This window comes from Pedobacter caeni, from assembly GCF_900129215.1.
Classification (GTDB): Bacteria; Bacteroidota; Bacteroidia; order Sphingobacteriales; family Sphingobacteriaceae; genus Pedobacter; species Pedobacter caeni.
Map to the genome: position 1 here is coordinate 812,100 of NZ_FQUQ01000002.1, position 23,202 is coordinate 835,301.

The 23,202-nt window shown below is 42.8% G+C and carries 17 protein-coding genes; 9 read left to right on the forward strand and 8 right to left on the reverse strand.

The window, feature by feature from the left end; all coding sequences use genetic code 11:
* Positions 1 to 36 precede the first annotated feature (36 nt).
* Together BUC20_RS10885 and BUC20_RS10890 are read left to right on the forward strand one after the other, a co-directional pair.
* Entirely contained in the window at positions 37 to 750 is a 714-nt protein-coding gene (locus tag BUC20_RS10885) for a rhodanese-like domain-containing protein (RefSeq protein WP_073230771.1), read from the forward strand.
* 8 nt (positions 751 to 758) lie between these two features.
* Complete coding sequence (locus BUC20_RS10890) at positions 759 to 2,591, forward strand: arylsulfatase (protein ID WP_073230773.1); 1,833 nt, start codon at positions 759 to 761, stop codon at positions 2,589 to 2,591.
* Positions 2,592 to 2,633: 42 nt separating this feature from the next.
* On the opposite strand, the gene BUC20_RS10895 is transcribed toward BUC20_RS10890, so the two are convergent.
* Positions 2,634 to 3,200, reverse strand: coding sequence for a sugar O-acetyltransferase (locus BUC20_RS10895; protein WP_073230774.1), 567 nt, complete (start codon positions 3,198 to 3,200; stop codon positions 2,634 to 2,636).
* 94 nt (positions 3,201 to 3,294) lie between these two features.
* Positions 3,295 to 3,702, reverse strand: a complete 408-nt coding sequence (locus BUC20_RS10900) for a transcriptional regulator (RefSeq protein ID WP_073230776.1) — start codon at positions 3,700 to 3,702, stop codon at positions 3,295 to 3,297.
* Positions 3,703 to 3,888: 186 nt separating this feature from the next.
* On the opposite strand from BUC20_RS10900, the gene BUC20_RS10905 reads away from it, so the two are divergent.
* Complete coding sequence (locus BUC20_RS10905; RefSeq protein ID WP_234994499.1) at positions 3,889 to 4,503, forward strand: alpha-ketoglutarate-dependent dioxygenase AlkB family protein; 615 nt, start codon at positions 3,889 to 3,891, stop codon at positions 4,501 to 4,503.
* Between the two features lie 52 nt (positions 4,504 to 4,555).
* Here the strand turns inward: BUC20_RS10905 and BUC20_RS10910 are convergent, their stop codons facing one another.
* The 6 genes from BUC20_RS10910 to BUC20_RS34450 form a co-directional block, all read right to left on the reverse strand.
* Positions 4,556 to 5,644: a metallophosphoesterase gene (locus BUC20_RS10910; protein ID WP_073230778.1), complete on the reverse strand. Its 1,089-nt coding sequence runs from the start codon at positions 5,642 to 5,644 to the stop codon at positions 4,556 to 4,558.
* Between the two features lie 52 nt (positions 5,645 to 5,696).
* Positions 5,697 to 6,515, reverse strand: coding sequence for a helix-turn-helix domain-containing protein (locus tag BUC20_RS10915; protein WP_073230780.1), 819 nt, complete (start codon positions 6,513 to 6,515; stop codon positions 5,697 to 5,699).
* An 84-nt stretch (positions 6,516 to 6,599) separates the two neighbouring features.
* Complete coding sequence (locus BUC20_RS10920) at positions 6,600 to 7,487, reverse strand: oxidoreductase (protein WP_073230781.1); 888 nt, start codon at positions 7,485 to 7,487, stop codon at positions 6,600 to 6,602.
* A gap of 95 nt (positions 7,488 to 7,582) precedes the next feature.
* Positions 7,583 to 8,395: a 4-hydroxy-tetrahydrodipicolinate reductase gene (gene dapB, locus BUC20_RS10925; RefSeq protein WP_073230783.1), complete on the reverse strand. Its 813-nt coding sequence runs from the start codon at positions 8,393 to 8,395 to the stop codon at positions 7,583 to 7,585.
* 46 nt (positions 8,396 to 8,441) lie between these two features.
* Positions 8,442 to 8,933 carry a DUF6985 domain-containing protein gene (locus BUC20_RS10930; protein WP_073230785.1) on the reverse strand — a complete coding sequence of 164 codons (492 nt, stop codon included), beginning with the start codon at positions 8,931 to 8,933 and terminating at the stop codon, positions 8,442 to 8,444.
* A 194-nt stretch (positions 8,934 to 9,127) separates the two neighbouring features.
* On the reverse strand, positions 9,128 to 9,181 hold the full coding sequence (locus tag BUC20_RS34450) for a hypothetical protein (RefSeq protein WP_394334164.1): 54 nt from the start codon (positions 9,179 to 9,181) through the stop codon (positions 9,128 to 9,130).
* A 273-nt stretch (positions 9,182 to 9,454) separates the two neighbouring features.
* Between BUC20_RS34450 and BUC20_RS10935 the strand changes: the two genes are divergently transcribed.
* The 6 genes from BUC20_RS10935 (at position 9,455) to BUC20_RS10960 (ending at position 23,200) form a co-directional block, all read left to right on the forward strand.
* Positions 9,455 to 9,991, forward strand: a complete 537-nt coding sequence (locus tag BUC20_RS10935; RefSeq protein WP_073230786.1) for a class I SAM-dependent methyltransferase — start codon at positions 9,455 to 9,457, stop codon at positions 9,989 to 9,991.
* 237 nt (positions 9,992 to 10,228) lie between these two features.
* Positions 10,229 to 12,691: a TonB-dependent receptor gene (locus BUC20_RS10940; protein ID WP_073230788.1), complete on the forward strand. Its 2,463-nt coding sequence runs from the start codon at positions 10,229 to 10,231 to the stop codon at positions 12,689 to 12,691.
* 147 nt (positions 12,692 to 12,838) lie between these two features.
* Positions 12,839 to 13,504 carry a hypothetical protein gene (locus BUC20_RS10945; protein ID WP_073230789.1) on the forward strand — a complete coding sequence of 222 codons (666 nt, stop codon included), beginning with the start codon at positions 12,839 to 12,841 and terminating at the stop codon, positions 13,502 to 13,504.
* A 42-nt stretch (positions 13,505 to 13,546) separates the two neighbouring features.
* Positions 13,547 to 14,533 (forward strand): glycoside hydrolase family 43 protein, encoded by a 987-nt coding sequence (locus BUC20_RS10950; RefSeq protein WP_073230791.1) that lies wholly within the window; start codon positions 13,547 to 13,549, stop codon positions 14,531 to 14,533.
* Positions 14,534 to 14,777: 244 nt separating this feature from the next.
* On the forward strand, positions 14,778 to 15,680 hold the full coding sequence (locus tag BUC20_RS10955) for a polysaccharide lyase (protein ID WP_073230793.1): 903 nt from the start codon (positions 14,778 to 14,780) through the stop codon (positions 15,678 to 15,680).
* A 512-nt stretch (positions 15,681 to 16,192) separates the two neighbouring features.
* Positions 16,193 to 23,200, forward strand: coding sequence for a type I polyketide synthase (locus BUC20_RS10960; protein WP_073230795.1), 7,008 nt, complete (start codon positions 16,193 to 16,195; stop codon positions 23,198 to 23,200).
* Positions 23,201 to 23,202 lie beyond the last annotated feature (2 nt).

The following is a 23,202-nucleotide window of genomic DNA, read 5'->3' on the forward strand; positions in this document are numbered from 1 at the left end:
AAACGAAACTATCATAAGCTAAATACTGATAAAAAAATGAAACATTTAAGACATCTTTTACTGATCCTTTTGATTCCTCTGGGAGGGGTTCTAAAGGCACAATCCCTTTCCTCATTAGCGACCAAAGCTAAAGCAGCAGATGCGCAGATTCTGGATGCCAGAAGTAGTGAAGAATTTGCACAGAACCATTTGGCGGGTGCAATCAATATTGACCCGGCTGCCGCTACACATGAAAAGGACATCGCCCTGCTGTCTAAGGACAAACCCACTTTTGTTTATTCGATTGCCAATGGCCGGAGTGTGGCACTGGCAAAAAAACTTCGTGAAAAAGGGTTCAAAGAAGTGATTGTACTTCCTGGTGGGATTGCCAATTGGATTGGCTCCGGATATCCAATCGTAAATAATGCAAAAAAGGGCGTTGCGCTTTCGCTTGCACAGTTTCATACACTGACGGGATCTTCTGCATTTGTACTGGTCGATTTTGGTTCGAAATATTGCGGTGCCTGCAAAAAACTGATTCCGGTTCTGGATTCTTTAGAGAAGAAGACCGGATTTGCTGCAAAGATTGTACGGATCGAAGCCGATGATCAAACGGAGCTCCTCAAAGTGCTTAAGATTAATCAACTGCCCACACTTGTACTTTATCAGGGTAAAAAGCAAATATGGAAGAAAGCAGGGCAGTCTACCACTACAGAGATCGAAAACTTGGTTGCCCAACAACAATCAAAATTGGCAAAAGGAACTAAATAAGCATAGCAATGAACAAAGGATCAATTCTGGCCTGGCTGCTTTTGGGCACCGGGCTTAGCTACTCAGAAGGGTACGCACAAAATATCACACAACAGCAACAGCCTTTTCAGGGAGTGGTTGGCAGGACATTTGCCGATTCAAAGGAGTCCTGGACAAAGCCGGTTAAAGCCCCTGCGGGAGCACCCAATGTATTGTGGATCCTGTTGGATGATGTAGGCTTTGGAGCGACCAGTACGCTTGGAGGAGTAATCAATACCCCTACATTTGACAGTCTGGCTCATCAGGGGCTGACCTATACCAATTTTCACACCACTGCGATCTGTGCACCTACCAGATCGGCCCTGTTGACGGGAAGGAACAGCCATTCGGTGCATATGGGAGGATTTGCCCACATTGCCATGTCGGCAGGTTTTCCCGGTTATGATGGCCGTATTCCTTCGGATAAAGGCACTGTCGCAGAGATTCTACGCGAAAGCGGATACAATACCTTTGCTGTCGGAAAATATGGATTGACCCCTGATGAGGATGCTACCGATGCCGGTCCTTTTGACCGATGGCCAACGGGAAAAGGCTTTGACCATTTCTTTGGCTTCCTCGGTTCTGCAACGGATCAGTATAAGCCTGATCTGGTAGAAGACAATGCACATGTACAGCCGGATGGCAGGCACCTGAATGAGCAGATCACCGATAAGGCCATCAGTTTTATTGAAAGACAGCAAAAGGCGAAGTCCGGAAAACCTTTTTTTCTGTATTATGCACCCGGCGCCACTCATTCCCCACATCAGGTGGCCACAGAATGGAGCGACCGCTATAAAGGTAAATTCGATAAAGGCTGGGATGTTTTCAGGGAAGAGGTATTCAAAAGACAAAAACAACTGGGCATCATTCCTGCGAATGCCGTATTGCCAGCGCGCAATTCAAATATAAAAGCCTGGAATAAACTGCCTGAAGATGAACGGAAATTATATACCCGCTTTATGGAGATTTATGCCGGTTACCTGAGCTATACCGATCATGAGGTTGGACGGGTAATCAATTACCTGAAAGCATCGAAGCAATTGGAGAATACACTGGTCTTTGTGATCATCGGGGATAATGGAGCGAGTAAGGAAGGAACTTTTAGCGGGACAATAGACTTACCCAGAGGAGCCACAAATAAGCTGAGCCAACAGGAAATTATTAAGCATAACCTGGAAGCTTCGGGAGAGATCGGAACGCCAAAATCTATCCAGGGGAACTATCCTTTGGGTTGGGCACAGGCCCTGAATACCCCTTTTAAACAGTGGAAACAGGATGCGAATTCTGAAGGAGGAACAAGAAACCCTTTGATTGTTTATTATCCTAAAGGCATCAAAGACAAAGGAACGATCAGGACTCAGTATGGTCATGTTATCGATTTACTGCCAACCACATTGGAGTATACCGGAATTAAAGCGCCGGAATACATCAGGGGCATTAAACAGGATTCTATTCAGGGGACATCACTGGTTTATTCTTTTGATGATGCAAAAGCGGCTTCGCAACATCGCATTCAGCATTATTATATTTTTGGGGCAAGGTCAATTTATAAAGATGGCTGGAAGGCTGCACTTTCCTATCACCCGGATTTGCTGGATTTATCAAATGACAAAGAAGGGCTTCCGAAAAACTATGTTCAGAATGTCTGGGAGTTGTATAACCTGAACGAAGATTTTAATGAACGGATTGACCTGTCGAAGAAGAACCCGGCAAAGCTGGAAGAACTGAAAGCCTTGTTCGAAGTTCAGGCAAAGAAATTCAACCTCTATCCGTACATCACCTGGGATGATGTGTACAACGCCAGGTTGCACAAGAACTACTAAACCACCTAAACTAAGAAAGGCTGTCGTCTGACAGCCTCTTCTTTATTTATTTTCAGGAACGATTTTTCTTTTGACCCTTGCTGGATTACCTACAGCAAGCGAATCATCAGGAATATCTTTCGTAACTACGGAGCCTGCGCCAATCACACACCTGTTTCCAATCGTTACTCCCGGGCAAACAATTGTTCCGCCACCGATCCAGCAATCATCACCAATAGTAATGGGCTTGGAAAATTCTACGCTTTTTCTTAATTCTGCATCCAATGGATGTGAAGCGGTATACAGCTGCACACCGGGTGCAAAAAATACATTGCTGCCAATCTTAACTGGCATCCCGTCCAACACCACACAATTCACGTTAAAATACACATTCTCTCCACAGAAAATATTGTACCCGTAATCACAAAAGAATGGGGGTTCTATGTATAGACTTTTAGGTGCATTAGGGATCAGCTTTGCTAAAACCGCCTTCCCTTTTTCGCTTAAAATGTATTCTTTGATATTTAGTTCATATAAGAGCTGCTTACAATGCAAGCGCTCTTTTACAAGCGTTTCATCTCCTGCGAGATAAGGCTCACCTGCAATCATTTTCTCTTTCTCTGTTCTCATGCAATCAAGATAGCAGGATTTTATGAGCAGAGCAATGTTAATTGCCCGAATTCATTGCATTTAATTGAAAATCAGCTGCTTTTTGTTGCGGGGCTTAACTCTCCAGCTTAACCATACAGCGAACTTCAACATCACTAAGGTACACCTCTACGCAATATCCTTGCGGATCTAATCCAGGTGTATCCAGCAAGTCTCTGAATTCACAACCAATAAGCTGCGGCGCTTTCATGTAATCCTTTAAAATGGAACTGATGTAAGTTCCTTTCTTCAGAATCAGAGATTCGCATCCGTATTTTTCTGCTTCCCCTTCATATAATTCTTCCAAACCTGCCCTGTAAATTATCGGACCGGTTTCCGGACGGGAAACTCCGTAAAGTATCCGGTCTTTATTTAAGGGAACAAGCGTGGTTAATTGATCGTAAGCTGCCGGAATCCCTTCCGGAAAAGAGCTGGCAGTTACATAAAAGATCTTCAGGTCCCTGTCTAAATGATATTTTTCCATTGTCTTTTGTTTTAGTCTACACAAACTTAAAGGTTGAAACGAAAAGAAGGGCTGTGTAAATGCGACAATTAGAAGGGGAAATTTTGACAACTTATGTTGTTTTGTTTACTAATATTTTTAGTAAATTGCATAACTGAATTGCATAGCTGAAGCAAGGTTTTGTAAGTTAACTGAATTTTAAGAGGAATGAAGATGGAGCAGTTAAGCTTTTTTAAAGAAGAAGGACAGACGCCTGGGCTTCCGGTATCGTTATTGGATTATCGTGCTGAATTTTTTGAAGCGGGAGAAGGTAAGGCTTTGATGGAGCGCCTGATAAAAGATTCATTATGGAAACAGAGAGTGGTGAAAATGTATGATAAGGAGGTTGTTACACCCAGACTGACTGCATGGTATGGAGATCCTGAGGCTTATAATTATACGGTATTGGGGAAATCAGCTCCTTTGCCCAGGACAGCAGACCTGCTCATGATCCGTAAGAAAGTAGAGTTGATTGCCGGAATTTCTTTTAACAGTGTGCTTTTAAATTATTACCGGGATGGCAACGATTCTGTGGCCTGGCATAGCGATAATGAAAAGGCTTTGGGTACTCATCCCGTGATTGCCTCAGTTACCTTTGGTCAGGTACGTAGTTTTGATATCCGCAATAAAGCGGACCATAGTCTGAAATATTCCATCAGGCTGGAACATGGCTCATTGATGATCATGAAGGGCGATTTACAAGTCAACTGGAACCATAGAATTGCAAAATCAACGAAACCGATGACAGAAAGACTGAACCTGACTTTCAGGGTCGTAATTTAAGCAGGGAAGTAATTTAAAAGTATACAGATCTGCGAATTGATTCCGGAGCATCTCAAACATCAAGCAGGTGTTCTAATTCGGTTTCTTCAAGAACAATGCGGGTAGGACCGGATTCCGGATTAAATTTCCATTTGATCAGTTTGATTTTGCCTCCTTCCAACTCTATTCCGGTAATGTCGCCATCGTTGAAACAACAGCAACCTGTATTGAAGTAGGTGTTTTTTGAATAGTCGAGCCTTGGAGAAGTGTCACCACTGATTTTTCCTGCAGTTAATTCCGCTTCTATCTTTTGAATTTCGGCCTGCGCTCCTTTTTTCTTAGCTGCTTCCAGTCGGATATAGGTCCGTTCCAGGTGGGTTAATGAATTGAATACGGGTTGATGGGTATGCCCGGTAATCAGGGCTAATCCTGTTTGCTGCGCGGTCCAGTCGTACATGATGGCATTGTGTGCAGACTTTAACTGATTGTCGTAGGCAGGAGTATTGGGATTGATCCGCAGATAAGCCTGAAGTGGCCCCCAGATGTTGGAAACAAACCATTTACTAAACCAGTTTCCGTCGCTTTGCAGGTCTCCCTGGTGGCCATGGGTCATAAATATCGACAACAATTGGTCTTTAACCGGGATCCGCAGGATCACCCCTTCATAAATCTTTATTTTTTGTCCGTAAACCTTCTCAAGGGTAAAGCCTGCAAGCGGATCATTGTCCCAATAGAGGTCATGATTTCCAAATATCTTAATGAAAGCATTTCTTTTCAGGAATAGTTTCTCCTGCTCAAAAGTCGCTTTATTGTTCCTGATCACCCCAAGAAGTGTGTTCTTCCAAAGTTCTTCGCTATCGCCCAAACTGCAAAAAAGATAGTTCTGCTCATTGTAATAGCTAAGCGCGGCGAGGTAGTTTCTTTCCGAGAGCGCAAAATCATCACTGTAATTTCTACTGCCTTTATGCTGATCGGAAAAGATGATGAGTTTGGCATTAAGATCAAAGTCGATCAGCTGACCACGTTTTCCCGGTTCTTTCTGGATTTTATTAAATAAGGTGGTTAAGGCTTCATGCACACGCTGCCTGTCCGGTCTGGAGGAATATTTATTGGCCAGTCTGATGATGGATCCGGTAAGCAGCTTCTGTAAAAATTTGCGCATATATATATCTGGAACAGGAAATCAGGGCTATTGTTTTAAGGAGCTTTCATCATTAGATCTGTAAGCTGAGTTTGGAAGGGGTAATGCCATAAATTTTCTTAAAAGCGAAGGAGAAATGAGAAAGGTCTTTAAAACCGACTTCAAGATAAACATCGGATACTTTCACTCCCTTTTCACTGATTAAAAAGTAAGCGTCTTTTAAGCGTTGTTGTTGAAGCCATTTGTTGGGCGAGGCATTGAATATCTTTTCGAAATCCCTTTTAAAGGTTGCCAGACTTCTTCCTGTCAGGTACGCATATCTGTTCAGGTCCACATTAAACTTATAATGCTCGGTCATGTAGGCTTCCAGATCAATTTTACCAGGCTCATTGAAATCAAAAAGTACATCCTGCAATGCCGGATTGGTTTCCATTAAAATCATGACAGCTTCTTTTACCTTTAAAGCGGTCAAAGCCTTATTAAGGGGCTTGTCCGCATCCAGGTAGGGAGTCAGGGAAGCCATGTAATTTCTGAACAATGGATTGGGTTTGATCAGCAGGGCACTTTCTCCGCAGTAAAGTCCTTTGGCCTGAAGCTGGTGTTCTGCACAGATGCTGCGTAACAGCTGCTGACCCAGAAAGATGGTTACCGATTTAAATACTCCTCCTGGAACGGGCTCTTTCGAAAACCTGGCCAGGCGGTTTCTTCTGCAAAAACGGAGGTCACCTTCTTTAAATACCTGTGTTTTACCATCAACAAAGATCTCCATTGTTCCGGAGATATTGTAGCCCAGGCTATGCTCGGCAATGAATTGCTCTCCGGACCTGCTTTTTTGTGTATAGCAGGCAAACATAATATCCGGATGTTTCTTTTTTTCTTCTTGTTCGGGCATCTGAATTAATCCTATATAAAAGTAAACAGAATCGGGCTATCCTGAAAATGTCTTTTGGACAGCCCGATTTTGCAAGGCCGTTGTTTAGTAATTCTTGAGTTCTGAGATGACTTTCCCTTCGGCCGTTTCCAGAAAATTTATGGCCTCACTGTGATCTGTAGAAATGCTGATGTTTTCCCATTGCTCAAGTTCCGCTTTTTTTGCCAGTTCTGAACCTTTGACGATGGAGATGGCTTCACTGCCAAGAATCAGGTGTATGGGCGGTTTTGGATGATCCACCAGGTCGATCATCACTTTTGCTGCTTTATCAGGATCTCCCATAGGAATATAGCTGCCACTTTTCAGAAATTCTGACATGCGGCCCACCGTAGCTGCGTAGCCTTCGATTTCGCGGGCAAAACTCATGGATTCAGCACCCCAATCTGTGCGGAACCCACCGGGCTCTATACAAGTCACATGAATACCCAGAGGGGCAACTTCCTTAGCCAATGCTTCTGAAAAACCACCCAATCCAAATTTTGCAGCCTGATACATGGTCAGACCTGGTCCGCCCACACGTCCGCCGACAGAGCTGATCTGAAGAATTCTTCCTGAGCCTTGTTTGCGCATATAGGGCAATACTGCACGCGTAACTTCTATAGGTGCATACAGATTGGTTTCCAGCTGACTGCGGACCTGGTGATCCGTGAACGCTTCTGCAGCCCCTGTGATGCCAAATCCGGCATTGTTCACCAGGACATCAATTCTTCCGAAATGGGCTACAGCTGCAACCACAGATTGATAGACCTCATCGTATTCTGTAACATCAAGTTGTATAGGATAAATCTGACCCGGATATTTTTCAACCAGGTCATTTAATTGTTCTGGTTTCCTGGCTGTCGCGGCAACATAATCGCCATTGGCCAGTACCGCCGCTGTGAGGCTTCGTCCCAATCCTCTGGAACTACCTGTAATAAACCAAACTTTTGTCATTGTTTCTGAATTTGAGTAAAGCAAAGGTATACAGGATTCCAGAGGGGCGCTTTGTTAAAAAGCTCAATCTGCTTTGTTGAGAAGCTCAGGTTTCTTTACAAGTCCATTACCGTGTCCAAACCTCTTTTTAGTCCGGTAAAGGAGCTGACCTTTCTGATGGCAAGAAAAGCACCTGTTACATAGGGTTTTGAGCTGTTTCCGGCTTCGTGTTTCAGGATGAGTTTCTCATCTGGCATGCCAAATATGGTTTCTAAAGCAATGACATAACCCGGAAGTCTGAGGGAGTGCACCTGAGTGCCATTCAAGTCTGCTCCTCTGGTTTCTTTTACGCCTTTGGTGTTTTCAATGGATACCTGTAACTCTTGTTTTTTAACCTGTGACAAGCGGTAGGCCAACTCTCTGGCACTGCCACTTGGAGCGTCAATTTTTCCGGCGCTGGCATAATCAATGATTTCCCAGTTAGACATATATTGCGCAGCTATTTCTGCGAATTTATTTAAGAGTACTACACTGATGGCGAAATTTCCTACTGCAAGCACAGATTGCTGATGTTCCTGTGCTTTAACGCCTATTTCTTCATAATCCTGATCACTCAGTCCGGAGGTACCCACCACTACATTTACCCCTTTTGCAAGGGCAGTCAGGATATGATGTTTGGCAACATCAGGTTTTGTATATTCTACCAGAACATCACATGGAATTGTTAAGGCTTCTTCTATGGTTGCAAAAACGGGAATATTGCTGCCTTTCAGGTCCAGTACCTCGTTTAAATTTTTACCTGCATGCTGGCGGGAAATTGCGGAAACGAGCTCAAGGTCTGCGGTACCTGTAATTGCTTTGGCAAGCTCTGATCCTGCCCATCCGGTTGCTCCGGCGATGCATACTTTTATTTTTGGTTGATTTGACATATATGTTCAGTTGAATTTATTGATGTTTTTTCTGGAATTGCTGATTTTAGGTTTCAGCTATTCCTGCCATCGCTACGATTTTGTTGTTTTCAAGTCTTATTTCCAGGCCATGTTCTGTATCTATCCCATACCTGATCGGGATTTGCAGGGTATGATCGCTCAGGATGCGGATATACAGGATTTCTTTTAAATGCTGAAAATGTTTTCCAGGAGTGTTGATGTTTAGCGGAGCTTCTCCGGATTTGGTCTGATCTTCGAAATAATGGGCGTACAATTTCTGATACCGGGCGAAAGATTGCTCTTTGATTGCTACGATGATGGTATCCAGGTGCTCCAGAAAGCTGGAAAAGGTGGCTTCGTATGCATCCAGCTCTTCAGGGCTGGGAGGGGTATCTATTTCTTCTCCATCTTCATCAAACTCTTCTCCCAAAAATAAGGTTACATTTTGCTGTTCAAAATGTGGGATATTGAAAGTCTTTTCTGCTGAAAAGCCTGCCCAGTCTTCCTCAATTTCTCCCCAGAATTTATGTTTTTTCATTGGTATATAATTTGAATTTTATCGCTTATGAAGCTATCACAGGCATATTCATTGCTGGTATACCTGATGGTTTCATCTCTTCGATTTATATTGTTTTATAAGTAAATACAATATAGGGTTTCGTCTGAAGAGAGGAATGATATTGGAGAAAAAATAATGAGAAATGACATTTGTCAGATTCAGGATCAGGAAGGCTAACCTGCGGCTGTGCTTAGCTTTGGCTTTAATAAACCAAGCTGATCATACAAGTGTAGCGTTCTGACGCTGACCCCGGCAGCCTGGCGAGTTGTTTAACCGAATAAGTCGTATTCATAGCGACAAAGGTAGGCTATGACCTAAGCAAGAGTTAGGTAATGCAATTGTTAACCGTATATTAAGTCTGGAATCCAGTGTGATCATCTGTTCATATTGTCGATTAACTTTTAAGGAATATTTCATAAAGCCGGATAAATTTGTAAATTCAAATCGTCCGGCTTTTTTTATCTGGTACCTGCGCCGGCTGGTACCTTTAACTGTGATTCATGTTTGTATTTGTAAGAGAAGCGTATCGGAATATTGTGCAGACGGGATCTATCATAGAAAGTTCTCCTTTTCTAGCAAAAAAAATGATGCAATTTATTGATTTTGAAAATTCACTTCAGATTGTAGAACTTGGGGCAGGGAAGGGTAGCATCACCGGACATCTGCTGGATAAGATGAGTCCACAATCAAAACTGTCTGGATTTGAGATGAATAACATTCTTTTTGATGAACTTAAAAAAGAAGAAGACCATCGTTTCGTTCCCATTCATGATGATGTGATGAACATTACCCGGTATTTCAGGGAAGGAAGTGTAGATTATATCATCTCCGGGCTTCCATTGGCCAATATGGGCGGACTAAAAAAGGGAAGACTAATGAATGATTGTTATCAGTTGTTAAAACCCGGTGGTTGTTACATTCAGTTTCAATATTGCAAAACAGACCTTGCGCTGATCAAAAGAAACTTTGAAAATGTACATTGTGAGTTTACCTTGCTAAATCTTCCTCCCGCCTTTGTTTATTACGCAGAAAAATAACACCTATCCATACTTCTTGAGATCTGATTTTGTTTTTTTAACGAAGTAATTGGTTGTGTATAAATTGATTATTTGTTGAAGTTGAGCAGCTTTTTTATAAAATAATCAAAATATTTCCCGTTTTCCTGTAACCTTTTGCTTTAGGTGACTGTCTTATATTCAGACAACCATAATCACCAACCCATTCACATATGTTCAGAATATGCTTAGCAGCGTATGTGGAAAAATTATGTCCATATGAAAACGCAAATATATAATTCATTCTTTCTCATCTTAGGTATTGCTTTCCTGCTTTTAAGCGAAACTAAGGCACAAACAGCAGCTACAAACGGGGAGATATCCGGTAAGGTCCTGGATGAAACTCAGAAAGCATTTCCCTATGCAAGCATCAGCTTACTGAATGCAAAAGACTCTACTGCGGTAAAAGGAACCTTAACCGGAGATAATGGAACTTATGAGTTTAAGGGCTTGAATGCAGGAAAGTATTTGGTTGCCATTTATGTGGTAGGGTATAAGAAAACGTTTAAAGGACCCTATTCCATTGGTGCCGAAAAGCAGTCGCACCAGGTTGGACAAGTGCAGTTGGCGGCAGATGCACAACAGCTAAAAGGAGTGGAGATCGTTAAACAGAAGCCATTAATAGAACGTCAGATTGATAAAACCGTGTTGAATATTGAGAATAGTGTGTTGGCTTCCGGAAATACAGCGCTGGAAATTTTGCAGAAAGCACCTGGTGTAACGGTAGATAAAGATGGTAAAATCTCTCTGAGAGGAAAGCAGGGCGTAAACGTAATGCTGGATGGAAAACCCACTTATTTGTCTGCCGATCAACTGGCCAATCTGCTCCGTTCCACAGAAGGGACTGCAATCCAGTCAATTGAGTTGATCACCAATCCATCTGCTAAATATGATGCTGCGGGAAACTCGGGGATCATCAACATCAAACTAAAGAAAAACAGAAATTATGGAACCAATGGTTCTGTATTTGCCGGAGCCGGTTATGGTGCAGATTATAAGGTTAATGGCGGTTTGGACCTGAACCACAGAGCCAAAAAGTTCAATGTTTTTGGAAATGGCAGTTATAGCTTAAATAACCGCTTCCAGGAAACCGATATTGCGAGGGTAAACGGAACTTCTACAGATCAGACTTATTTTGATCAGACCAGTCATAGTGATGTGAAAAGAATAAACAGGAATTATAAAGCGGGCATGGATTATTTTATCAACGATCATCATACCCTTGGCTTCTTTCTGAATGGTTATCATACCAATGGTGATGAAGCGGCCAATGTACTTACCCTGATCGGTGATCAGCCAGGAAAGACAGATTCTTCGGTAGTTGCGCCCAATACGAATACACGAAAATATACAGGAATTACCTACAACCTGAATTATAAAGGAACGCTCGATACACTTGGTCAGGAGATCAGTGCAGATATGGATTATTCCCGTTACAGTGGAGTGCAAAACAGTGTTTTTAACAATATGTACAAAAATGCAACGGGACAGCCCTTGAAACCTGCTTATATTTTCAGGAATGCTTCTCCCTCCATCGTAAAAATATGGGGTGCTAAGGTTGACTATACCTTACCGGTTAATAAAGAGATGAAATTAGACCTTGGCCTGAAAACAAGTTTTGTTCAGACAGATAATAACTTCCTGTTTGAGAACTTTGTCAATAACGAATGGGCTAATGATAAAGGTAAAAGCAATCAGTTCCTATATGATGAAAATATCAATGCTGCTTATGCGAACATAAACAGGAAATTTAAAAGCACGACTGTACAACTTGGCCTGAGACTGGAACAAACAAACTCTAAGGGGAACTCTGTGACAGAGCAGAAAGTGGTAAAAAGAGATTACCTCAATCTCTTTCCGAGCGTATTTATCAATCAGGAGTTGTCTAAAGATCATGATATTGGTTTTTCTTACAGCCGTAGGATTGACCGTCCGGATTATGGTTCTCTTAACCCTTTTATTTACTATGTGGATTTATATTCCTTCAGACAAGGGAATCCATTTTTGAAACCCCAATACACCAATTCTTTTGAGTTCTCTTATTCCTTTAAAAAGAATTTAAATGTGACTTTCGGATATAGCCATACCAATGATGTGATGTCTGAAGTATTACTTACTGATACGGCCAAAAAGACGATTTTTATCTCTGTTCAGAATCTGGCCAAACAGGATTCCTACAATATGAACATGAGTTACCCGATACAGATCACCAAATGGTGGAGTAGTAATAACAACCTGACTGTATATTATAACAAGTTCAGGACGCCAAATCTGTTGGGACTTCCATACGAAAGCGGAAGAACGTCATTTAACCTGAATACCAGTCAGACGATTACTTTAAACACTTCCACCAAATTTGAATGGTCGGGATATTATCAATCAAAACAGGTGTATGGCACCTTGTTGATTGCGCCTCAGTATGGGATTGATATGGGGGCCAGTAAATCATTTATGGACAATAAACTCAGCATTAAGTTTTCTGCCAATGATATTTTTAAACTGCAGAAGAGCCAGATTACAAGTGCCATTCCTTCCCAAAATTATGTTGTTAACGAGAGATGGGAGAGTCAGGTGTTTCGACTAACCTGTACCTATCGTTTTGGAAGCAAGGATATTAAAGGTGCCCGTCAGCGTTCAAGTAGCTCTGAAGCTGAAGGGAAACGTGTGAAATCTGGTAGATAAATGACTGGGTTTTTTGATAACCTTTGGTGATCAGGGAAATTTTGACGATCATTATCTATGTAAATTAGGCCTGATGAAAGCATCATGAATAACATGATATGCTTTCATCACTTCAAAAATAGATACTGATGAAACCAATTATGTTCCATGAAAATGATTAAAGCAATTGCTGCAATGAGTTTGGTTTACCTTTTTACCTCCTGTAATGGTGAAGGGACAAAAAAACAGGCAGAAGAGAAAGCCACTGCAACCCTCAGCCTGGGAGATACCACAAAGTCAGCAGAGTTGAATTCTAAATATCCGGAGGTACAAACCTGGGTTGATGATTTTAAAAACTTCAGGACTGCAGTTTATCAAAAAGACCTGTTAAAATTAAAAACCTATTTCAATTTCCCGATTAATGGGGACAACACTGAGCTTTGGCCAGTTTGTGATCTGTCTGAGGCAGACTGGATCGAGAGAAAGGCTAAAGTTCCGAATCCTGAGACTTTCAGGGAAACAGACTTTGATCAGTATTATACCCGGATTTTCAATAAGGACTTCGTTAAATGTATCCTGAAGATAAAATCAGCGATTTTAATTCAGTCACTGGAAAGTAAAAGCCCTGAATTTATGGGGGAGGATTACCGATACCAGTTGTATGCTCAATTTAATCCCGAAGATCAGACACTTCAGTTAAATATGGCCTTTTCCAATAAGGCTAAAGATGAGGAAGGAAACTATGTCAGTGAAGGGGAGCATAATGTCATTTATACGTTTAAAATCCTGGAGGGTAAAAAGTTGCAATTCGAGAAAATCCAACTGGCAGGATAATTTTTGTTAAAGGATCTTTATCTTAGAAAAAAATCATTGGTAATGCGCGCAATTCTGATCCTTATTTTCTGTTCTCTGTCGGCCATTTCTGTTTATAGTCAGAAACCGGAAAAGTTAGTCAAACGTTCCGGAAATCCGGTTTTTCCGGGATGGTATGCAGATCCGGAAGGAGCGGTATTTGACCGGACTTTCTGGATTTACCCTACCTTTTCTGATAAATATGAAAAGCAGGTTTTTCTGGATGCTTTTTCTTCCAAAGATCTGCTCAGCTGGAAGAAACATCCTTCAATATTAGATACTGCGGGATTTAAATGGGCAAAGAAAGCGGTTTGGGCCCCTTCGATTATAAAGAAGGATCATAAGTATTACCTGCTGTTTGGAGCAAATGACATTCAAAGCGACCAGGAAATTGGCGGAATTGGTGTGGGCGTTGCTGATCGACCTGAAGGGCCTTTTAAAGACCATCTTGGCAAACCCTTAGTTGATAAATTTCATAATGGTGCCCAGCCAATCGATCAGTTTGTGTTTAAAGATAAAGATGGACAGCATTACCTGATTTATGGGGGATGGAAGCATTGTAATATGGCTAAATTGAACGATGATTTCTCCGGATTTATTCCCTTTTCCGATGGCACTGTTTTCAAGGAAATTACTCCTGAAAACTATGTGGAAGGTCCCTATATGTTTATAAGGGATGGTAAATATTATTTTATGTGGTCTGAAGGCGGTTGGACTGGTCCCGACTATTCAGTTGCTTATGCCATATCTGATTCTCCTTTGGGGCCATTTAAAAGAATTGGTAAAGTGCTTCAGCAGGATCCCAATGTAGCTACGGGAGCCGGACATCATTCTGTGATCAAACATCCTAAGAAAAATGATTACTATATGGTTTACCACAGAAGACCGCTTGGGGAAACCGACGGAAACCATCGCGTCACCTGTATAGACCGGATGGAATTTGATGCAAAAGGATACATCAAGCCTGTCAAAATTACTTTTGAAGGGGTAAGTGGTAACCCCATAAAATAAATTAAAAAATATTTCTTGTCCTGTAAGCGTATTGCCCGTTTTTATAAATGAAGGGGAAGCTTTCCCAATGGTGCTTTTCTGCTGTTTATCAGGGTAATATGTTCGTGCTTAAAGCGTATCGCTTATTTTGTAATCATCTGTTTTTCAGTTGTTTGTGTTTGTTTTTTAGATTAAAACTATGTTAAATTTACTTAACCGGATGTTTTAATTTACCAACCAAATCATAAACCCTAAAAACAAAGCAATGAAAAACCAAACCAAACAAAGACAATTTACCGCAGGCATTTTACTTCTTGCAGTATTAGCTGTTACGTCCTGTAAAAAAGAAACTAAATCTATAGAAGGAGGGCAGGAAGAGGTAAGTGCAGACCAGAAGCGTTCCGAGCTCAGTGCTGCGGCAGTTGTACCCAGCCTCAACCTGAATTGGGATAGCCGGACCAATGGCTCTGCTTACACCTCTGCCCAGGCATCTTCGGATTTTGGGAATGTTTCTGGCTGGCAACAATCCCGTGCCCTCATCGCTAATGGCAAGGACGGAACAAATGGAATGAGGGTAACCTTATTACCTAATCAGTTATCCGGAGCAGGTGGGATGGTGACCAATGTAGACATTACTGATGGCAGTGCTTACGAACTGGATTTCGACGTTAAATTTCATAGCCAGTTTAATTTTAGCAGGGGAGGTAAGATCGGATTTGGATTTTCTGTAGGTGAAGGAAATACAGGCGGTGATCCGGGCTGGGATGGAAATGGAGGCAGTTTAAGATTAATGTGGTATTCTCCGGACAGCAATCCAAACCGGGTATTCTTCCAGCCCTATGTTTACCATAAAGATCAGCCTACGGAATATGGTGATACCTATACCCAACGTTTTCCTGCTTCAGGTGCCTTGCAAAAAGGAGTATGGTACCATGTTCATATGTACATCAAAAGCAATAGCGGATCAAGTACAAATGGCCGCGCTCAGATCATCATTGATGGGACGACAATTCTGGATACGGATATCCGCTGGACAACCAATGATAGTAAAAGGCTGATCAACAACCTGACCTTCCATACGTTTAGAGGTGGAAGTCAGGACTACTGGAAAACCAGCACCACGGATTATATTTATTATGATAATTTAGCGGTCAACAAGATCAATTAATCCTGGTCGGCTAAAAGCTTTAACAGATGAAAGGCCTGCTCAACTATGAAGTTGAGTGGGCCTTTTGTATGATCCCCCAAATAAAAATCCAGATCCCGGATCTTATAACACCTCAATATTTTCTGAATATAAACGCAGCAAAACGAAATTAAAGTCACTTTATTACCTTATTTATTCTTAGCGTTAATTACTTATTAAGTTATAGCTTGTTTTCTATTGTTTTGAGGCTTTTTGAGCTTGTTCTTTTTGTTCATTTTTGGTGATTTTGTAACTCTGCGTGATTATAGTAGTAATTTTGCTATCACAAAAGCATAGGATTATAGCTTTTCATTAAGTTTTTGAAATCCCTATTGAAATATTGTCCGAAAACTAATGATTTTCTTGATATAGAGCTACTTTGAATAAAAATCAAGGTGTTTTCTCTTTAAAAATCCTGTTTCTATAGGTTATTGTTCTCAATACCTGTGGAATTGCTCGAAAAGTTGAATCCCTAATCATCCCCCTCAACACATATGAAAACTCCCTTAATTATTGGAATAACTCCATTTGAAAGGCCTGATGTAAATCTCGCACTCTCTTTATCAAATGCAAAGGCTTTTCCTGTACTCCATCTCGGAAGAGATCAGGCCAGGGCTGCTGAAGCACTTGAACAGTTAACACAAAGATCCTCCGGGGAATTTGGCGTTTGCCTTGTTTCGGAAGATATGAACAACGTCATTTTGCCTGTACAGGTAACAATGGTCGTATTGCCCTATGGCATGAAGTGGACAAGGCCGGAACAGGTGAAGCTGTTTTACCAGGTTCACGATGTCCATGAAGCAAGGAAAGCACAGGCAGAAGGTGCTGCCGGTATTATTGTAAAAGGCAACGAAGGTGCCGGAAAAGTTGGCTATGAATCTTCATACGTCCTTTTTCAGCGCATTGTTAAAGAAATAAAAAATATAGACATCTATGTTCAGGGAGGTGTGGGCATCCATACCGCTGCTGCTTTAATCGCCTCAGGGGCAACAGGAGTAGTATTGGACAGTCAACTGGCCCTCTTTCCTGAAAGTACCCTTCCTAAGGCAATCAAACTGGTTTGTGAAAAACTAAGTGGAAATGAAACCCGTCTGATCGGTGATTTCCGCGTATTGGTACGGCCAAATTCTCCGGCACTGGAGGCAAATGCTACTGCAAAAGACCTGGAAAAGTATTTTGAGGATTTCGATCTTGAAAAAAGCTTCCTTCCTATGGGACAGGATATTGCATTGGCAACTGATCTGGAAACACGTTATAGAAAACTCAATAAACTGGTGTTTGGTATCGAAGAAGCGGTTTATGGGCATTTGAACCAGGCCAAATCACTGAATGTGATCAGCGCAGGTAATGCCCTGGCCAAAGAGCTGAACATTACCTATCCGATTGCACAAGGCCCGATGACCAGGGTGAGCGATGTGGCCCCTTTTGCCAATGCTGTTGCAGAAGCGGGAGCACTTCCTTTTGTTGCGCTTTCTTTATTAAAAGGAGAAACAGCGAAAAATCTGATCGCAGAAACGAAAAGACTCGCAGGAGAAAAAACCTGGGGAGTGGGCATTCTTGGTTTTGCCCCAGCCGAACTGCGTGACGAACAGATCGAATACATTAAGGAGCAAATGCCTCCGGTGGTATTGATCGCCGGTGGCAGACCCTCACAGGCCAAGCCCTTAGAGAAATTAGGCATCAAAACTTTTTTACATGTTCCTTCCGCCTCGCTGTTGGATATGTTCCTGAAAGAAGGTGCTAAAAGGTTTGTCTTTGAAGGAAGGGAATGTGGCGGGCATGTTGGCCCATTATCGAGTATGGTACTTTGGGAGAAACAAATCGAACGTCTGCTGAAGGAAGATCATCCGGAACAAATCAGTGTGTTTTTTGCCGGTGGCATCCACGATAGCCTTTCTACTGCATTCATTGCAGTAATGGCTGCACCTTTAGCCGCAAAAGGAGTGAAGGTTGGCGTATTGATGGGAACTTCCTATCTCTATACCAAAGAAGCCGTAAGCACAGGTGCCATAGGTGATCAGTTTCAGGAACAAGCCAGGTTATCGGCCGATACCATTTTACTGGAAACTGCTCCTGGCCATGAAACCAGGTGTCTGAATTCTCCTTTTGCCACTTTCTTTAATGAAGAAAAGGAAAAACTTCAAAAAGAAGGAATCGATAAAAAAGAGATCTGGGCAAAGCTGGAAACCCTGAATGTGGGCAGACTACGTATTGCTGCTAAGGGAATTGAACGCAGGGGTGATCAGTTGGTGACAATTGATGAAAAGGAACAACTGACGCTTGGAATGTATATGATCGGACAGGTGGCCTCCATGTGTAACGAGATCGTCTCTGTTCTTGACTTGCATAAAGAAGTGGCTGATGGCAACTTCGCGCACATTCAACAGGCTGTTTTATCAAGCCCTCCGGAATCAAAAGAAAAATCATTAAATGTCGCTATCGTCGGGATGGCTTGTATTTTCCCCGGAGCGAAAAATATAGAAGAATATTGGCGCAACATCATTCTCGGAACAGACGAAGTAACTGAAGTTCCTGATGAGCGCTGGAATAAAGCATTATACTATGATCCTGCATCTACCGCCGCAGACATGTCTCATTCTAAGTGGGGCGGCTTTATTCCTAAAATTGATTTCGATCCGCTGGAATATGGAATCCCTCCGCAATCGCTTGCCGCGATTGAGCCTACTCAGTTGCTGAGCCTGATGGTGGCCAGACAGGCGATGGAACATGCCGGATATAAAGATGGCAGTTTCAATGCCGAAAATGTATCCGTGATCATCGGTGCCGAAGGTGGAAATGACCTGGCCAACAGCTATAGCTTCAGGTGTTTCTCTAAACAGGTTTTCGGTGAAATGCCGGAAGAGCTGGATGCTGCATTGCCAAAGATGACAGAAGATTCCTTTCCGGGAATCCTGGCCAATGTGATCTCAGGAAGGATCACCAACAGGTTGAACCTTGGTGGACGGAACTTCACTGTAGATGCCGCCTGCGCTTCTTCGCTTGCGGCAATAGACCTGGCTTGTCAGGAGTTGTTCTTAGAAAAATCAGATATGGTCCTCGCAGGAGGAGCAGACCTGCATAATGGAATAAATGATTATTTGATGTTCTCAAGTACGCATGCTTTGTCCCGTAAAGGACGGTGTGCCACTTTTGATGCGGAAGCAGACGGTATTGCCCTTGGTGAAGGGGTGGCAATGCTGGTTCTGAAAAGACACGATGACGCATTGAGGGACGGTGACACCGTCTACGCGGTGATTCAGGGGATTGGTGGTTCCAGTGATGGAAAGAGCCTTGGCTTAACTGCACCCCGGAAATCCGGACAGGTAAAAGCACTGGAACGTGCTTATGAACAGGCAGGAATATCCCCATCCCTCTTGGGATTGGTTGAAGCTCATGGTACAGGTACTGTGGTAGGAGACAGAACAGAATTAAGCGCTTTAACGGACATGTTGAATCAATCCGGTGCGGTTGCCAATCAAACCCATCTGGGTTCAGTGAAAACGCAGATCGGACATACCAAATGTGCTGCCGGACTGGCGGGATTGATCAAAGCAACCTTAGCGGCTTATTACGGGATTAAACCACCCACCATCAATCTGAAAACACCGAATAGCTATTATAACGGAGCCACAAGTCCTTTCGCTTTCCATACCGAAGCCGGATTATGGATGGAAGAAAAAAGATATGCCGGTGTGAGTGCCTTTGGCTTTGGTGGAACAAACTTCCACGCGGTTATAGAAAGTAACCATCAGGTTTCTGATGAGCTTCCTGCATTAAAATCATGGCCTTCGGAACTTTTTGTCTTCAGGGGCAATACCTATGAAGAGGCCAAGTCGAGGTTAAGCGTAGTCAAAAATCTGCTGGACGACAATGACAATATCAGCCTTAAAGATATTGCCTATAGTCTGGCACTGGAGAACGGGAAACCGGTACAACTCAGTATTGTGGCCGACAGACCTGAAGACCTGATCATGAAAATCGACCTGGCCCTGTCTGGTGTGGAAAGTAAGGATACTTACATCACGAAAAAGAAAGAAGGAAAGGTCGCATTTATGTTCCCTGGTCAGGGAAGTCAGCGGATCAATATGGCAAGAGATCTTTTTGTCATCTTTCCGGCAATGCGCAAGCTGCTGAAAGGAAGACCTGAGTATGAAAAAGTGCTCTTTCCCAATACGGTTTTTGATGAAGCATCGCTGAAAGCACAGAAAGACAGGATTAAGGATACCCGTATGGCACAGCCACTTCTGGGGATTGTTGACCTCGCACTGGCGAATTTCCTGAAAGAGCTGGGAATGGAACCCGATATGGTTGCGGGACATAGCTATGGCGAATTGCCTGCCTTGTGTTTTGCGGGTGCTTTTGATGAAGATCAGCTGGTGTTCTTAAGTGAGCAGCGTGCGAAGTCCATCCTGGATGCCGTAGAAGGAGAAGACACGGGAGCCATGATTGCCGTGAATGGGAATCAGGAAGATCTGTCCAAATGGATCGACGGTGTAGCAGATGTTTATGCGGTAAACTTCAATTCCCCGACTCAACAGGTACTGGCCGGAACAACTCCTGCCATCAAAAAGCTATCAGAGACCTTGAAGAAAGAGAAAGTATCTTTCCGGCCGCTGGAGGTGGCCTGTGCGTTCCATAGCCCGCTGGTAGAGAAATCAAAAGAGAACTACAAGTCGGTATTGAGCCAGGTAAACTTTAATGACCTGAGCTTGCCGGTATGGTCAAATACCACTGCAGAAATCTATCCTGTAAATGCAGAGGCCATTAAAGAAAGGTTAACGGAACACCTGGTGAAACCGGTGAAATTTGTAGCGCAGGTACAGCAGATGTATGCTGATGGCGCAAGAATCTTTATCGAAGTAGGACCTGGAAAAGTATTAACCTCATTGGTCAAAGCCTGTCTGTCCAAAGATGAACTGCTGTTATATGCAGAAGACAACGGACACAACAAAATCACCCATTTGTTATGCACCATTGCGACTTATCTGGCCACCGGAAGGACTGTGAAAGTAGAAAAACTTTTTGAAGGCCGTGAAGGAACAATGCTGAACCTGGATGAACCCGGACAATACAAGAAAAGTCCGACGGTATGGTCTGTTAACGGACAGCATGCCATCCCTACTGTAGGAAAACTTCCTGCGTATGGTGCATTACCAATCATAGAACCACTCAAGATGAAAAATATAGAAGGAAGAACCGAAATCATAAATACCCCGTCCAATGGAGCTGAACTGATGATGCAGGAATACCTGAACAGCATGAAAATGATGATTCAGGCACAGCGTGATGTCATGTTGACTTTCCTTGGACAACATGTTCCACAGGGAAATCCTGTTGCTTTTCAACCCATAGTAAACAGAGTAGAGTCCACCGCTCAACATGTTATTCCGGCGGCAGTAATTGCAGCACCTCAGGTGACTGCAACAAAACCTGTCCGGGTACAGATCGATGTGAAAATGGTATTGATGCAGATTGTGAGCGATAAAACAGGATATCCGCAGGAGATGCTGGGTATGGAGATGGACCTGGAAGCCGACCTGAGCATTGACTCGATTAAGCGTATGGAAATTATCGGTGCGTTGCGTACAGAGCTGGGAGGTTTTAGTCAGGCGGATAAAAACGAAGACACCTTTATGGAACAGTTGGCGGCCATTAAAACTTTAAATGGTCTGGTCAACTGGATCAAAGAAAATAGTCCGGTATCGGAAGTGATTCCTGAACCGGAAACTCCTGCTCCCTCAGGAACTGTAGTTAAGCTAACTGCGGAAGACATCAAATCTGCTATTTTATTGGTTGTGAGTGAAAAAACCGGCTACCCTCAGGATATGCTGGGAATGGATCTTGACCTGGAAGCTGACTTGAGTATCGATTCGATCAAACGGATGGAGATCATCGGCGAGTTGAAAATCAAAATCGGATTCAGCAAAGGCGAAGATGCCGGAGATGACCTGATGGAAAAACTGGCTGCAATTAAAACCTTGAATGGCCTGGTCAACTGGATTTCAGAAATTGAAACAGAAAGCCAGGAAACAGTGATTTCTGCTCAGCAGATTATTGGCGAAAGTGTACAGGTACCAGCCGAAAGCTTGTCGCGCCTCCGCTTTGAACTGACACCATCTGAATTGCTGAATACAGAACTTGCCGCCCTTAAAGGACAAAAGTTTGCGGTAACTGATGATGAAGGACCTCAGGCCATTGCCATCAAAAAAGCTTTTGAAAAACAAGGGGCCATCGTAGATATCGTATCCATCAACGATGACCTTAAAGGATATCAGGGATTGCTGATTCTCAATATGTTTGATTCTGTTAAACAAACGGAGATCATTGATCACATTGCCCTGATCAAACAACTGGATCTGGAAGAGCTGAAGTGGGTATACTTTATTTCTGATACCAAAAGTCATATGAGCCAACAGGCTGATACGACTACTTTGAGACGTTTTCAAGGATATTCAGGACTGTTTAAAAGTTTGGATAAGGAATATGAACAAACCAAATTCAGGGTGGTTAGTCTGGCTATAAAACAAAGCCCTAAAGCGGTGGCAGACATCACGCTGAATGAAATATTAAATCCTGACGATCCTTCGGAAGTGATTTATAACGGAGATGGCCGGCAAACACTGGAACTGATCCCTTCTGAACTGATCACCGGACTGGAAGATTCCCATATCCAACTGGATAAAGATGCGGTAGTACTGGTGTTGGGCGGTGCACAGGGCATCACTTCAGAGCTGATGATGCGTTTTGCCAAGGATTACCCTTGCCGTTATATCCTGGTTGGCCGTTCTCCTGATCCGAGAACGAACGGACTGGAACAATTCTCTTTCTTAAAAACGAAAGAAGAAATCAGAGCCTACCTTGTTAAACTCGGTGTACTTAAAAAACCGGCAGAAATAGAACAGGAAACCTCCAGGATTTATAAAAATAACCAGATTCTTCAGACCATTGCTGCTTTGGAACTGACCGGATCTATCGTTTCCTATGAAGCACTGGACCTTCGTGATGAGCAAGGTTTAAGCACTTTGATCAGTAATGTTTATGAGGAATACGGAAGGATTGACGGGGTTGTTCATGGTGCTGGTTTGCTGGAAGACAAGCTCTTCCACGCGAAAACACTGGATTCTTTTAAAAGAGTTTTTGAAACCAAGGTGACTCCTTTGAGAGTACTTGCAGAACAGCTCAGGGCAGACACACAATTCGTCATCCTGTTCTCCAGTATCGCTTCTGTTTATGGAAACCGCGGACAAACAGATTATGCTGCTGCAAACAGTGTAATGGACAGGTATGCCTGGGAACTGAAAGAGAAGATCAAAGGAAAAGTACTTTCTATCAACTGGGGGCCATGGAAAGGTGCCGGAATGGTATCTCCTTCTTTAGAGAAAGAATATGAACGACGTGGAATTTCCATGATCCCTCTGGATGAAGGAATGGAGACTTTCCTGAATGAAATGAAATATGGTAATGAGAGTCAGGTGCTCATCATGGCAGGTAACAACTGGTAGCC